We start from the raw sequence: 15,042 nt of genomic DNA, 5'->3' as shown, positions 1-15,042 counted from the left end.
CCTTCGTTTTCCGCTGTCAGCAGCTATTTGTTCCCAATCATTTGAATCAAGTTTTCTTTTGTGCGAAGAATATGGTTGATGGTTACTTCTTTCAGTTTTTCTGCATTTTTTTCTTTAATATATTGCAGCATCAGGCCATGCTCTTTGTGGGATTCCGGCAAATGATTGGCCAGTAAACTTGGCGTATAAGGCGGAATGCCTTTCCATAGCGTTTCGATAAACCCTTGGATTCTTCTCCACGGACAGCCTTCCCGGATGATTTGGTGGAACTCCGCGTTTAATCTCATATAAGACTCCATATCAGTCTCATCCGCCTTTAACTGAAGCATCTTCCCATAAATCGCCTCGAGCTCCTGAATGTCTTCTTCGTCTAAAAACGGAAGGGATTTTACGACAGCTTCTCCTTCGAGGAGCGCCCGCAATTGATAAATCTCTTCAATGTCTTCTGTAGAAACCGGCGTTACGACCGCGCCTCTTCTTGGCTCAATGCGCACCAGGCCTTCCACTTCCAGCTGGCGCAGAGCTTCGCGGAGCGGCATTCGGCTTACCCCTAGCTTCTGTGCCCATTCTTCCTGCATCAGGCGTTCGCCCATTTTAAATTCGCCCTTCAAAATCAATTCTCTTAATTTAGTTGTAACTTTGAATTGTAAAGTGGCTCTGTCTTGTTCGGTCAATCTGATATTCTCCATGCTGCACCCCTTAAATACTTTTCTCTCAAGATAAAGAAAGATGAAGTAATTTTAGCATTCTTTCGAAAAATCCGGTACGGATGAGGTGCTCATCCCTTTATTTCGACGCCAAACATTTCTTCAATGTATTTAACAATAGCTGTATGGTCCTCGCTTCCCCCTCCTTGTGACCAAGCATGCTTCCAGAGCTGGAAAGAAGCACTGGAGATGAACATCGGCACTTTTTCTTCCTCTGCCATGCTCATGGCAATCTTCAAGTCTTTGACCATCAAATCCAGTGTGAACCCGACTTCGAAGTTTCTTGTCAGCACTTGGTTCGGAAATTTAAAGTCACTTGAAAAGCTTCTTCCCGTACTGGAATTGATGACATCCAACATCTTGTTCGGATCGAGCCCCAGCTTCACCCCAAGCGCCATGGCCTCACCCGTGGCTGCTAAAGTAGTCGCAGAAATCATATTATTCAATGCCTTGATCGTATGGCCAGCCCCTGATTCTCCAACATGGAAAATATTCTGTCCAAGCAATGAAAGGAGCGGCTTTGCTTCTTCAAAATCATCCGCTTCGCCTCCCACCATAATCGACAAGCTTCCGTCCTCCGCTTTTTTCACACCCCCGCTTACAGGAGCATCAATCATCCGGAAGCCTTCCGTTTTCATTATTTCGTTCAATTCCTTCGTAACGGAAGGGATGGACGTCGTCATTTCGATTAACAGGCTGTCCGGTTTCATGCCTTTAATCAAGCCGTTTTCTCCTGTCAGCGTTTCTTTGACAATAAAAACATTCGGCAAAACGGTAATGATGTATGGGAACTTTTCAGCCAGCTCCGCAGGGCTTTCGGCTTCTTCAGCCCCCAACTCCACAAAAGAACGGACAAACTCTTTATTCAAATCGAAAACGCCGACTTCCACCCCTTGTTCCAGCAATCTTTTGACCATTCGGCCACCCATATTGCCGAGCCCTATGATTCCCGCTTTCATCCATTCTCCGCCTCCTTTTGTAATGGTCCGTTCAGGCTAATGGTCTTGCCTGAACTGGGCAATGCCTTCTTCGTAAATATCACCGCCATGCACGTCATTGATGACAAACACCGGGAAGTTCTCAATCGTCAGTTTACGGATTGCTTCGGTTCCCAGATCTTCGTAGGCAATCACTTCCACAGCTTTTATCGAGCGCGCGATTAAAGCTGCGGCGCCTCCCACTGCTCCAAAGTAAACCGCCCGGTGCTTTTTAATCGCCGCCTTCACTTCTTCGTTCCGATAGCCTTTTCCAATCATGCCCTTTAAGCCTTTCTCCAAAAGCCGCGGCGTGTATAAATCCATTCTTCCGCTTGTCGTCGGCCCTGCCGAACCAATGACTTCTCCCGGTTTAGCCGGCGTTGGGCCCGTGTAGTAAATCACTTGCCCCGCTACATCAATCGGAAATGGGATGCCTTCTTTTTCCTGGTCCACCATCCGTTTATGCGCAGCGTCTCTTGCGGTATACACGGTGCCGGATAATAGCACGCGGTCTCCTGCTTTCAATGAATCAAGATCCGCATCCGTTAATGGAAGCGTGATTTTCTTTTGCACAATTCGCCCTCCTTGCTATAAAGTTGTAGTTTGATGGCGGCTCGCATGGCAATTCAAATTGACTGCCACGGGCAATGCAGCGATATGGCAGGATTCCACTTCCACTTTGACATCCAATGCGGTCGTGCTGCCCCCCATCCCTTGCGGTCCGATTCCCAGCCGGTTGATTTCGCCCATCAGCTCTTCTTCAAGCTCCGCGACTGCAGGGTCTTCGTGGCGCTCTCCTATTGGACGAAACAGCGATTTCTTCGCCAAATACGTACAGCGTTCAAAATTGCCGCCAATGCCGATTCCAACGATTAACGGTGGACAAGCATTCGGACCTGCCACTTTAACAATTGATAAGATATAATCTTTCACACCTTCAATGCCGTCGGAAGGTTTCAGCATTTTCATGGCACTCATATTTTCAGCACCGCCGCCTTTTGCGGTCATATGAAGCGTCAGTTCATCCCCTTCCACCAGTTCAAGATGGACGATGGCCGGTGTATTATTGCCGGTATTTTTGCGGTTCAGCGGATTGTAAATCATCGAATTCCGCAAATACCCCTCGCCATAGCCTTTAGACACTCCCTCGTTAATCGCGTCAACCAAACTTCCACCGGTGATATGGCAATCCTGGCCCAGCTCGACGATAAAAACAGCAGTTCCTGTATCTTGGCACATTGGGACCCGTTCAGCTTTTGCGATATCCGCATTATCAATCAGCTGAGTGAGCACTTCTTTTCCCGTTTCCGACTTTTCAGCAGACAAGGCTTTTTTGAAAGCCGTGTAAACATCGTCTCCGAGGTCGTAATTGGCTCTTTTGCACATATCGCTCACTCCTTCAACAATCGCCTGGTAGTGTATTTCTTTCATGATGTCTCCTCCTCTTGAGCTTTCCGGGAGCTGGTGATATAAAAAGTGCCGAGTGCTTTTGCTACTAAAATTCCTTGTTCATCGGTTACGGCGCATTCAGAGACTACGGTGCTTCTTCCGCGGCGCAAAATGATCGGAGAAGCAATCAGCCGGGATCCTTTCCCTTTTTCGATAAAGTTGACTTTCAACTCTAAAGTAAGCACTTTTTGCCCTTCTTCGACATCCTGCAAAATGCTGAACCCGATGGCGACATCTGCCAATGTATAGATGGCGCCTCCCTGTGCAACCCCGTAAGTGTTGGCATTTTGCAAGCCCAGTTTCATTTCGGAAGTGCCGTCCTGGTTTTGGGTAATCCCTAAAAATCTGCCTAAGAAATGCATCGGCACTGCACTCGGATGGTCTTCTGAAACTGTCTGATCTTGATAAAGAGACAGAATGTGCGCCATTTCCTCCAGTTCATGGCCTTTTAATGTATTGAGTTGTTTCTGGATTGCATTTATTTGCTCACTTCTTTTATCAATCATCGTTTCTCCCTCTTTGCTGTTGGGATAAGTTATAACGTCACCATTACTTTTTCAACTGTTTCAAGCTTTTCCAAATCCAGCAAATCATCAGCCAATTGTTGCCGTTGGTCTGCCGGGTACTTGCCCGTCATTGCCAGGAATTTGTCCCGGAGCTCTTCAGCCGTTACCGCATTTTCCGGGTCACCTTTTGGAAAATCGGTTTGCTTTTTGATGGTTTCCCCGTCGGCAAAGCGGACTTCGACTGCCGCCCCCCATTGCTTCGGGTAACCGGCGTCAATTTGCGGATCAGTAACCACTTTCACTTTTTTCAATAATTGGCGGATTTCTTCATCCCACAGCATCGAATCGCTAAAATCGTCCAATGTTGCACTGCCCTTCAACAAAGCGAGCGCAGAACAAAATTGCAGGCTGAATTTTGCAGCATACTGTGTCTGTGGATTATCATTGTCCGTAATATTCAGCGCCACCTGGTAAGATTCGACTGTAACCGATTCGATTTCTTCAAGCTTAGGCCGGCGGTCATTGAATATATCAATCAACAAATCGACCGCATGGTGGGTATGCCGGCAGGATGCATGGATTTTAAAGGAGTTTTCCATAATTTTAAATTCATTGCCGAGTCCTTCCGTAACCCGGGAAGCATCGTATTCTTCGCTCATCGCTTTGAAAAAGCCCCGGTTCCCTTCCAAAATTTTTTGAGGCCCGGTAAACCCTTTTTGCGCTAGAAGTGCGGCCAATAATCCATTCATGGCTGCTTTACCTGTATGCAGCTGTTTCGTCATCGCACCGTCTTCGATAAATTCCCAAAGACCGGCCGCCTGTGTGCCGGCATTGCCGAGCGCAGCAATCGTCTGTTCCGTAGTTAAACCGAGCAATTTAGCTGCGGCAATAGCTGCACCAAATGTTCCACAAGTCGCTGTGTTATGCCAGTAATAATAGTGGGAAGGCGAAACGGCTTCCCCAATTCTGAAGCATACTTCATATCCCGCAACGACTGCGGCAATCAATTCTTTGCCGGACAGCCCTTTCCATTCCGCTACTGCCAGTGCTGCCGGAATGACGACCGTCGCGGCATGGATAATCGATCCCTTATGGATATCGTCCAGCTCCACTACATGGCTCGCTGCCCCGTTCACCAAAGCGGCGTTTAATACGGACGATTGTCCGCCGGTCACCAGATGCGCTTGTTCCGCTCCGCCCATTTCTTTCGCCAGCTCGCTGATCATCTGGACCGGCACTTTTTCCGAACCGGCAATCGCTGACCCGAAATAGTCCAAAATGCAAAGCTTTGTGAATTCCACCACTTCTTTCGGCAGGTCTTCATAAGACAGCCCCAAGCTGTACTCCGCTAATTTTTTGCTAAGCTCCATCGTTTCCGCTCCTTTTCTTAGGAATAAACATCTGTTTTCCCTATCTCCGACTTATTTCCCCTGCCATTGCGGCTTGCGTTTTTCATTGAACGCCAGTACACCTTCTTGCCGGTCTTCTGAGTTTGCGCATTTATAGTATTGGTCCAATTCAATCGTCAAAGCGGTGTTGAGATCGGTTTCCAATCCGGTATTGATGGATTTCTTAATGGATTTCAAAGACAAAGGAGCGTTTTTGGCAATTTCCTTGGCAACTTCCAAAACGCCTGGCAGCAACTCTTCTTTTGAAAAAACACCATTTAAAATCCCAGCAGATAAAGCTTTTTCTGCCGGTATCTTATTTCCTCTAAATAGGAACTCTTTGGCCAATCCGACCGGAATGGCTCTTGGCAGCAATTGTGTACCGCCGACGCCGGGAATAATGCCGAGCGTCACTTCCGGCAGCCCCATTTTGGCGTGGTCTGCAGCATAACGCAGGTCGCAGCTCAACAGCATTTCCATGCCGCCGCCTAATGCAAAGCCGTTTACTGCGGCGATGACCGGAAACGGGAAGTTTCGAAGCTGCTCATAAGCATCTTCAAAAATGTCATGCTGCTCTTTCCATTGCTCATTGGTCATGCCTTTTCGTTCTTTTAAATCAGCGCCGGCACAAAAGCTTTTTTCTCCGGATGCAGTTAACACCAAAACGCGCAAGTCCGGCTTTTTCTGCAGGGATTTCAGGCATTCGATCAATTCAATGCCCATTAAAGTATTCAAGGAGTTCATTGCCTCCGGCCGGTTCAATTCCAAAATATATACATTGTCGGAAACGTATTCTTCGTTCACTAAAATCGTTTGCCATTCTGCCATCATTCAGCCTCCATTTTTGTTATGAGCTAGTATGAACTTCAGATAATTTTTAATTGGACGGCACCGGGTATTTGCGGTCAGAAGGACCAGCCTTCAAAAGATGACTCGGTGTCCGGTGTTCAACGATTTTTTCGAGTGCTGCCGATGCTTTTAAAAGACCTTCCAAAGATAAACCGGTCTCAATGCCCATGTTATGGAGCATATGGACAACGTCTTCTGTACAGACATTTCCGGTAGCACCAGGTGCAAACGGGCAGCCTCCGAGTCCGCCGAGTGAAGTATCGAAGCTATCGATTCCTGCCTGCAGGCTTGCCAGGATATTGGAAAGGCCCATTCCTCTTGTATTGTGGAAATGCAAATTGAATTTTTGGGACGGAAATTCATTTCGCAGCAACGAAAGCAAATCGTAGACTTGTTTTGGATTTGCCATTCCTGTAGTGTCCGCCAATGTAATCGTATCGATTTCCATGCCGACTAACCGGCGTGCCAGGTTCTGAATTCTTTCCACCGGCACTTCCCCTTCAAAGGGGCAGCCGAATGTTGTCGCGATGGAGACATTTAATGTGATGCCATGCGAGTTGCAAAATTCCAATATGCTTTCGAGTTCGGCGAGTGATTCCTCCGTGTTTTTGCGTACATTTTGCTGGTTGTGGGTGTCACTTGCGGAAAAGACAAAATTGAGCTGGCTGACACCATGCGACTGGGCATTTTCCGCTCCTTTTAAATTCGGGATCAGGGCGATTAATGCGGGGCGTTGGGTTTCTGCAGCAACAGCAGCAAAAAGTTCTCCGCTATTTGCCATTTGGGGAACTAGTTTAGGATGGACAAAAGAGCCGAATTCAAGAGTCTTCACATGGGATTTTATCAGCAAATCATACAAGGTCTTTTTTTCTTCCAAAGAGACAATTTTCGCTTCCAGCTGCAGACCATCTCTTAAAACCACTTCATTTATTTGGACACGTTCAGGGAACTTCATGAAAATCCTCCTCCATTTAATGGAAACAATCGCTTATCATCTAAAAGAATAGTCTCTTGGGCTGCATCTGTCTATTTGGCCTTCTTATTTAAACAATATGGATATTTGCATATATCATGAGCCCAAGCTATAAAGGGAATCTGGTTTGAATAAACTCCGACGCTTTTCTTTTCGTATTTTGTATCCAAAATATAAGAAAAAATTTAAGCCGGCATTGATTCCAAACCAGATTCTTTTCTCGTTTCCAGGGCTTTCCATTACACCACGTTAAGAAGGATTAACTTCTTCTTTGTCCATCTCGTCCAATACCTCTTTGGCGGTTCTGAAACTGTCAATTGCCGCCGGCACACCGCAATAAATGGCAGTCTGCAGGAATACTTCCTGAATTTCTTCCCGGGTTAGCCCATTATTGATGGCCCCTCTGACATGCAATTTCAGTTCGTGCGGCCGGTTCAATGCAGTGATCATTGCCAGGTTTATAATGCTTCGTGTTTTTCTCGACAAGCCCGGTCTTGACCAAACCTCTCCCCAGCAGTATTCCGTGACTAACTCCTGCATTGGCATATTGAAATCGGTGGCATTTTGAATGGATTTCTCAACATATTCTGCTCCTAACACACTTTTGCGAATTTCCAGTCCTTGCTCGAATTTTTCTTTGTTCATCATCATTCTCCTTTTTTTAAAATGGATGGTTTCACGTTTTATTAAACTGAAAAAGCTGGCTATATACACAGCCAACTTTTTCAATTAAAGATATGAATCAATGATTATTGGCCTGCTGCAGCACGGGCTGCCTCATACACATCAGCACCGATAGATTCTTCAAACTCATCATAGATCGGCTCTAATGCTTTTCTGAATTCCTCGATTTGTTCCGGGCTTAATTCAGTGATTTCAACTTCACCGCGTTCTTTGATAATTTCATATGCTTCTTCATTCAACGTGATGGCTTCTTCACGCGCCACTTTTGTTCCTTCTTCAATTCCAGCTTCGACAATTTCACGTGTTTCATCGTTCATGCCTTCCCAGAATTCCGTGTTAGTGAATATAGCGTAGTCTACACGTGTATGATTCATTACAGTCATGTAGTCTTGAACTTCATCAAACTTTCTGGACTCGATATTGCTGAATGTGTTTTCCTGGCCATCTACTACGCCTTGATCAAGTGCAGTATACAGTTCAGAGAAAGGAATCGATTCGGAGCCCGCTCCAAGTTCCGAGTAAAGTGCTTCCAGCACCTGGCCGCCTTGTGTACGGAATTTCAATCCTTTCAAATCGTCTGGAGAATCGATTGCGCGTTCGTTATTGGTCAAATGCTTACCGCCGTTCGGCCACATTTTTAAGCCGAGAACTCCATCTCCTTCAAGGCTGCTTAAGATTTCCTGCCCTTTTTCTCCATCCCAGAAAGCAATCGCTTCTTCGTCATTATCAAACATGAACGGCAATGCCGGAACGTTGAACTGCGGGTTATTCCCAACAAACTTCGTCAAATCGGGTGCAATGAATTGAACGTTATTGGAAACTAAGTTTTGGTATTCATCCTGGTCTCCGAATAACGAAGAGTTCGGATAAATCTCGACTTCGATCTTGCCATCCGACTCTGATTCGATATACTCTTTCATCGCCAAAGCGCCTTGATGCTTCGGCGTGTTTTCCGCTACTACGTGAGAGAATTTGATTGTCATTTCCTCAACGCCGTCTGCGCCTCCACCGCTTGCTGGCTCATCACTGCCACAAGCAGCCAAGAATGCACTGGACGTCAGTAAAAATAAAGATAAGGCAAACTTCTTCATACACTATTTCCCCCTTGTTTGTTTTTTGCGCATAAAACTAATCCATTACAGACGCTGCATTTTGAAAGGGTTTTCATTTCAATTCGCATCCCTCCTGCTAAATTGAATTTTATGGCTGAATCAGAGTCAAATTAATCCATCTTGATTTTTGGATACAACTCACCCCAAAATTAGCACAGAAAAAACTTAATGTAAAGAAAAAATTTAATATTCTAATTATTATCATGCCAAAATAACTTATATTTTCACGGATAAACTATAGTAGTTTTTTCTGAAATAGAGGTTATTATTAGTTTAAATTTTTAAAATTATTTAATTATTTGCACTTGTTATCCTTTTCATCTTATATTATGATTTAGCTTATAATCTCGTATCCAAAATACATTGAGGTGTGAAGGAGGAAATGATGTGAAAGTTTTAAGAGCTTTGGATTTAGTTGAAAGCGCTTTCTCCGCTCTATTCTTTATGTTCGGCATTGCAATTAGTCTTTATTCCGTTTTCATGAGGTATGTCTTGGGGCAATCGCAGAGCTGGGCTACTGAAATTTATACCATGCTCCTGGTTTGGGCAATTTTTATCGGCTTTTCGACTGCACTTAGAGATAACAAGCACATTGCCATTGATATTCTGTATGACAGAGCAGGTCCGACTTTCAGAAAAATTTCTCAAACACTTACTTTATTAGTGGGCCTATTTTTCAGTATCTTCATTTTTTGGACTGGCATGGATATGGTAATGACCGCTTATGAACAACAGATTAAAACGATCGACCTTGGTTTCCCTATCTGGATCAATTACTTGATCATGCCGCTCGCAGGTCTTCTCCTGTTCATTCGTTTTTGTGAAAAAGCATACCGGTTCTTTGTTAAAAAAGAAGATGACACTGGAGGGGATGATATTCTATGGAAACAGTAATCGTCATTGGTCTCTTATTTATACTTGCTTTAATGCGGGTACCGATTGCCATAAGCTTAGCGGTTTCAAGTATTATCGGCCTTTACCTGGTGGACTTTTCCCTTAACACCGTTATCCAAAGAATGTTTACCGGCGTCAACAGTACCACTTTGATGGCCATTCCCGGATTTGTTTTTGCCGGGTTGATCATGGCACAAGGCGGCATCTCGAAATATCTGATTGAAGCCATCCGCGTTTGGGTTGGACATACAAAAGGCGGATTATCAGTTGTAACGGTAATTACTTGTATGATTTTTGCGGCTATTTCCGGATCGAGTCCGGCAACAGCAGCTGCCATTGGCGCTATCATGATTCCAATGATGGTCAAAGCTGGATACGATAAAAAGTATTCAATGGGCTTGGTTGCCTCAGCAGGTACGCTTGGAATCCTGATCCCTCCTTCTATTCCCTTAATCCTTTATGGATCTGTGTCGGAACAGTCGACGGGAAGATTGTTTTCTGCAGGCATCTTGCCTGGTTTAGTGTTAGGGCTGGCACTAATCATCTATGCAGTTATCGTTGCCCATAGAAAAGGCTACGGTGGTCTGCCTAAAGTTCCATTAAAAGATCGCTGGAGACCGACAATCAAATCCATCTGGGGATTGATTATGCCAATTATTATTTTAGGCGGGATCTATACTGGAATTGTCACGCCGACAGAAGCGGCTTTCCTTGCTGTATTATATGCGCTTATTATCTCAGTTTTCGTATACAGAGAGCTAAATCTATTCCAGTTCAGAAGCATCTTGACGGAATCCATTAATACCACTGCCATGATCTTCCTGATTATCGCAGCTGCTCTCGTTTTAGGAACATTCTTAACAACTGAGCAAGTGCCGCAGGATTTTGCCCAGTGGGTCAGCGACAGCGGATTCAATAAGTGGACGTTCCTATTGATTGTGTCCATCTTGTTCTTTGTGCTCGGCATGTTCCTTGAGCCGACGGCTATCATCCTGATTACACTGCCGATTCTCTTGCCGATCATCACAGCCTTGGAAATCGACGTCATCCACTTTGCCATCATCATGGTAGTCAACATGGAACTCGGGATGATTACTCCGCCTGTCGGACTAAACCTCTTCGTGGTCAGTGGGATATCCGGAGAAAAAGTGGAAGAAGTCATCAAAGGCGTTGTTCCATTTTTCGCCATCTTTATCATTGTGCTTGTTATCATCATCGTGTTCCCACAGATTTCGCTAATGCTTACTTAATCAATTTGCTAAACAAAAAAGACAGGGAATTTGCTCCCCGTCTTTTTCTTATGCGTTGCTTATTTTTACAGCCGATCGGTACAATACATCAACAGCTGCAAGCATTGAATCTTCATCAAAATCAAAGCGTTCATTATGGTGCCCCGCCGCCAAATCACTGCCGACGATGCAGTAAGTGGCAAGGCCGCCGAGCTCTTTTACGCGTTCCATATAATAAGTCGCATCTTCCGATCCTGCCGAATCGGTGGACCATTCGATTGTTTTCTTCAGCAGCGGCGACGTTTCTGCAGCCCGAGCTAAAGTTTCCACCAATTCTTTGCTTGGCATACTGCTTTTCGCTTCCCCGACAATGTCCACTTCAACTTCCACACCGTACATTTTAGCAGCGCCTTCCAAGACATTGATGGCTTGAGAACGGATGTAGTCATTGATTTCTGAAGTTTCTCCGCGTGTCTCTACTTTCAGTTCCGCCAGTGAGGGAATGATGTTGCGGCCGGTTCCGGCATTTAAGACGCCCACATTTACCCGGGAAGCTCCTGCCGAATGGCGCGGAATTCCGTATAAGCCGAGTACCGCCGATGAAGCAGCCATCAGCGCATTGCGCCCTTCTTCCGGCTTTCCGCCGGCGTGTGCCGCTGTTCCTTTAAACACGATATCCATTTTCGTTGTGGCTAAAAATCCGGAGTTCCCGGCCACAAACTCCCCGGACGGCACCCCGACGCCTAAGTGCATGGCGATAAAGAAATCGACGTCATCTACAACGCCCGCTTCCACCATTGATTTGGCTCCGCGCGTCCCTTCTTCGGCCGGCTGAAAAATCAGCTTGATCGTTCCAGATAGCTGTTCTTTATTGTCCATCAGTGTTTTCGCAAACCCAAGGCCAATTGACGTATGGCCATCATGTCCGCATGCATGCATTTTGAACTCGTTCAACGAAGTGAAGCCTTTTTCAAACGGAATGTGGCCTGCAGACATGTCTTCCTGGATATCGAGTGCATCCATATCAAATCGGTAAGCTAGAACGGGGCCTGGTTTGCCGGTCTTCAAAGTGGCAACGATTCCCGTCATGCCGTTTTTGAATTTCGGAAGCCAGTCGATATCGGCTCCGTTTTGCTCAGCCCATCTATAATGCGCATCTAAAATATCCTGAGCAGGCACGCCCATGCGCGCCTCTGCCTGCATGACTTCTTCCGCAATGCTCAAGCCATAGCCCAATGAATCCAAATATGCGGCGACAAGAGAAGCTGTGCGCATTTCCAGAAATCCAGATTCAGCGTGTTTATGCAAATCACGGCGCCAGCGGATCATCTGTTCATGCAAGTTTTCATCCAATAATTGCTCTGCCATATTATCTCTCCTCTTTCTTCTAATATTCGGTTACAAGAAAGGCGTAATCCCCGGACCAAACTGTAGGCCTGTGTAGAAGAAAATCAAGAACATGATAATCCACACAACCAAGAATGATAATGTGTACGGAATCATCAAGGAAATCAATGTCCCCATCCCGGCTTTTTTATCATATTCCCGTAAGAACGACAGGACGACGATGAAATAAGGATTTAATGGTGTGACAATATTTGTAGAAGAATCCCCGATCCGGTAAGCCATCTGCGTAAATGCCGGATGGTAGCCAAGCTGCATGAATAATGGCACGAAAACCGGTGCTTCCAGAGCCCATTTCGCTGAACCGGACGAAATCAGGAAGTTCAGCATAGACGTAAAGAGAATGTAACCGATAATCAAATAGATGCCTGTAAAATTGATTTGCGTTAATAATTCAGCTCCGTTAACCGCTACCCAAGTTCCTATATTGGTCCACGTGAAGTAAGCGATAAATTGTGATGCCGCGAAAATTAAAACGATAAAGCCTGACATGTCTTTGATGGATTCGCTCATGTAGCCAACCGCATCTTTGGAACTTTTGATAACTCCGACAGTTTTTCCGTAAGCGACTGCCAGAACAACGAAAAGACCTAAAATGACAGGCACAATTCCCGTCAAGAACGGCGAAGGAATCAAACCGCCTTCTTCATTCCGAAGCGATGAGCCCGGCAGGAAGATGAGTAAAGCCAGGACTGCCAGATAAGCCAACGCGGCAAGACCAGCATTACGCAAGCCTTTGTTCGCCTTCGGATGCTCTTCTGCATCTACATCGATGACCGAATCCCCTTCGTATTTCCCTAGTTTCGGTTCAATAATTTTTTCTGTAACCAATGCGGCTACTACTGTTAAAACAAAAACCGATACGATGTTGAAATACCAGTTATCTGCTGGTGTGACAACAATCTGATCATTCAAGATAGCAGCAGCTTCCGTCGAAATCCCGGAAAGCAAAGCGTCTGTTCCGACAATCAGCAAGTTTGCCGTAAATCCGGCACCGGCACTTGCAAATCCGACTGCCAGACCAGCTAGCGGATGGCGTCCAATTTTATAGAAAACCATTGCCGCAAGCGGCGGAATCAAAATCTGTGCAGCATCTGAAGCGATGTTCCCCATGATGCCGACAAATGCAATTGCGTATGTAACAAGTCCTCGTGGTGCTTTCAAGATGGTTTTGCGAATAGCGATTTCCAATAATCCAACTTTTTCAGCTAAGCCGATACCAAGCATGATTGCGAGTACCGTGCCGAGCGGCGCAAAGCCTGTAAAGTTTTCAAGCATAGACGTTACGATATATTGTAATCCGGCCCATGACAGTAAGTTTTGAATGGCAAGAGTTTCTCCTGTACCCGGGTGGACAACGGACGCATTGAATAAACTAAAGATAAATGAAGCAATCATGACGGCAATTGCCAAGTACACAAAAATCATAAAGGGATCAGGAAGCCTATTCCCTAATTTTTCGACGACGTTCAAAAAGCGTATAAAAAATCCGCGCTTTTCTTCGTTCTGTTTGGGCTCTTTCATCTTTCTCCTCCTCTAAGTGCATAATTACAACAATACCTTAATATTATATTCGCAAATACTTTGTTTTATCAAGAGATTCCGACAATTTTAAATAAAATAACGTCTTAATGTTCGGAATTAACGTTTTTCTTCTAATTTTCTCAAGGCGTTGACTGTCACTTTCACCATGGTTTCGACTCCAACTTCAATAGCCTCTTCATTAAAATAGAATTCCGGATCATGAAGCGGTTTGGGTTTTTCTTCACCTTCTTTGGCACACCCAAGCCAGTAAAATGCACCGGGATATTCTGCCAAAAAACGTGAAAAATCTTCTCCAGCCATGGATGGGTCTACTGGTGGCAATGCCTTTTCGCCGAGTGAGCCGGCGGCAGTTTCCCGTACTAACTCTGCCCATTCCGGTGTATTGACGGTCGCATCGTAGCCTTCAATATAGTCATAATCAATTTTGACTTCGTATGCAATTTCAAATCCTCTTACCAGATTTTCGATTCTTCGTTTAATCGTCGCTTTTGCTTGTTTGCTGTAGGTCCGGACCGTTCCATTCAGTTCTACATGATCGGCAATTACGTTATAGCGGTATCCGCCATTGATGGTTCCAATTGTAATAACAGCTGATTCCAACGGATTTGTGTTCCGGCTGACAATTGACTGGAGCGAAGAGATAAATTCAGCAGTGACGACAATCGCATCTTTGCCTTGATGCGGCATACTTGCATGTCCCGCTGCTCCCTGTATCTTAAATGACAGCCTATCCGATGCCGCCATCATTTCCTTGTCGCGAACCCCTATCTGTCCAACCGGCAAATCCGGCCATACATGCTGCCCGAAAATGACATCCGGCTTGTACTCATCAAAAACGCCGTCTTCCATCATCGGCCGCGCACCACCGATTGGCGTAGATTCTTCATTCGGCTGGAACACAAGCAAGACACGACCCGGCAATTGATCTTTCATTTCCTGCAGCTTGAATCCTGTACCAAGCAGCATTGATGTATGCGCATCATGTCCACATGCATGCATCTTTCCGGCGACCGCCGATTTGAATTCCACATCTGTTTTTTCAGTAATCGGAAGCGCATCAATGTCCGCACGCAGTGCCACTGTTCCACCTTCGCCGCTTCCTTCGATAATACCGAGCACGCCAGTTTTTGCAAAACCAGTTTTAAAAGGAATGCCGGCTTTCTCCAATTCGGCCTGAATGCGTTTAGACGTTTCCCATTCCTCACCGCCCAGTTCTGGATTCCGGTGCAAATCTCTGCGAATCTCTTTTACGCGTTCAGTGATCGTCATACATATTCATCCTCTCCATGTATATAACCTTCTTTTCGAGCTTAGCATAAAATAAA

The 15,042-nt window shown here is 45.5% G+C and carries 15 protein-coding genes; 2 read left to right on the top strand and 13 right to left on the bottom strand.

What is annotated here, in order from left to right:
- Positions 1-23 precede the first annotated feature (23 nt).
- The 10 genes from HU147_RS02745 to HU147_RS02700 form a co-directional block, all read right to left on the bottom strand.
- The gene (locus HU147_RS02745; protein WP_224074780.1) at positions 24-689 is read right to left on the bottom strand and encodes a GntR family transcriptional regulator; all 666 of its coding nucleotides are present in this window, start codon (positions 687-689) and stop codon (positions 24-26) included.
- An 89-nt stretch (positions 690-778) separates the two neighbouring features.
- Entirely contained in the window at positions 779-1,666 is an 888-nt protein-coding gene (locus HU147_RS02740; protein WP_224074779.1) for an NAD(P)-dependent oxidoreductase, read from the bottom strand.
- 36 nt (positions 1,667-1,702) lie between these two features.
- A complete protein-coding gene (locus tag HU147_RS02735; RefSeq protein ID WP_224074778.1) occupies positions 1,703-2,257 on the bottom strand; it encodes a Fe-S-containing hydro-lyase in 555 nt (184 codons plus the stop codon).
- 15 nt (positions 2,258-2,272) lie between these two features.
- A complete protein-coding gene (locus tag HU147_RS02730) occupies positions 2,273-3,115 on the bottom strand; it encodes a fumarate hydratase (protein WP_224074777.1) in 843 nt (280 codons plus the stop codon).
- On the bottom strand, positions 3,112-3,639 hold the full coding sequence (locus HU147_RS02725; protein ID WP_224074776.1) for a PaaI family thioesterase: 528 nt from the start codon (positions 3,637-3,639) through the stop codon (positions 3,112-3,114). Before HU147_RS02725 ends, HU147_RS02730 begins: the two co-directional genes overlap by 4 nt.
- A 29-nt stretch (positions 3,640-3,668) precedes the next feature.
- Positions 3,669-5,009 (bottom strand): MmgE/PrpD family protein, encoded by a 1,341-nt coding sequence (locus HU147_RS02720; RefSeq protein ID WP_224074775.1) that lies wholly within the window; start codon positions 5,007-5,009, stop codon positions 3,669-3,671.
- 51 nt (positions 5,010-5,060) lie between these two features.
- Positions 5,061-5,855, bottom strand: a complete 795-nt coding sequence (locus HU147_RS02715) for an enoyl-CoA hydratase/isomerase family protein (RefSeq protein ID WP_224074774.1) — start codon at positions 5,853-5,855, stop codon at positions 5,061-5,063.
- A gap of 49 nt (positions 5,856-5,904) precedes the next feature.
- Entirely contained in the window at positions 5,905-6,831 is a 927-nt protein-coding gene (locus tag HU147_RS02710) for a hydroxymethylglutaryl-CoA lyase (protein ID WP_224074773.1), read from the bottom strand.
- A 267-nt stretch (positions 6,832-7,098) separates the two neighbouring features.
- Entirely contained in the window at positions 7,099-7,494 is a 396-nt protein-coding gene (pcaC, locus tag HU147_RS02705) for a 4-carboxymuconolactone decarboxylase (RefSeq protein ID WP_224074772.1), read from the bottom strand.
- A 104-nt stretch (positions 7,495-7,598) separates the two neighbouring features.
- Entirely contained in the window at positions 7,599-8,624 is a 1,026-nt protein-coding gene (locus HU147_RS02700) for a DctP family TRAP transporter solute-binding subunit (protein ID WP_224074771.1), read from the bottom strand.
- 408 nt (positions 8,625-9,032) lie between these two features.
- Between HU147_RS02700 and HU147_RS02695 the strand changes: the two genes are divergently transcribed.
- Positions 9,033-9,539, top strand: coding sequence for a TRAP transporter small permease (locus HU147_RS02695; RefSeq protein ID WP_224074770.1), 507 nt, complete (start codon positions 9,033-9,035; stop codon positions 9,537-9,539).
- Positions 9,527-10,789 carry a TRAP transporter large permease gene (locus HU147_RS02690; protein ID WP_224074769.1) on the top strand — a complete coding sequence of 421 codons (1,263 nt, stop codon included), beginning with the start codon at positions 9,527-9,529 and terminating at the stop codon, positions 10,787-10,789. The genes HU147_RS02695 and HU147_RS02690 overlap by 13 nt, the downstream gene beginning before the upstream one ends.
- A gap of 48 nt (positions 10,790-10,837) precedes the next feature.
- Here HU147_RS02690 and HU147_RS02685 read toward each other — a convergent pair whose 3' ends face one another.
- From HU147_RS02685 to HU147_RS02675, 3 genes are all read right to left on the bottom strand, one after another.
- Positions 10,838-12,136 (bottom strand): amidohydrolase, encoded by a 1,299-nt coding sequence (locus tag HU147_RS02685; RefSeq protein ID WP_224074768.1) that lies wholly within the window; start codon positions 12,134-12,136, stop codon positions 10,838-10,840.
- Positions 12,137-12,166: 30 nt separating this feature from the next.
- Entirely contained in the window at positions 12,167-13,696 is a 1,530-nt protein-coding gene (locus HU147_RS02680; protein WP_224074767.1) for an AbgT family transporter, read from the bottom strand.
- A gap of 117 nt (positions 13,697-13,813) precedes the next feature.
- Complete coding sequence (locus tag HU147_RS02675) at positions 13,814-14,986, bottom strand: M20 metallopeptidase family protein (RefSeq protein WP_224074766.1); 1,173 nt, start codon at positions 14,984-14,986, stop codon at positions 13,814-13,816.
- Positions 14,987-15,042: the final 56 nt, after the last annotated feature.

This window comes from Planococcus chinensis, assembly GCF_020071995.1.
GTDB classification, from domain to species: domain Bacteria; phylum Bacillota; class Bacilli; order Bacillales_A; family Planococcaceae; genus Planococcus; species Planococcus chinensis_A.
This window is presented reverse-complemented; position numbering and strand designations above follow the sequence as displayed.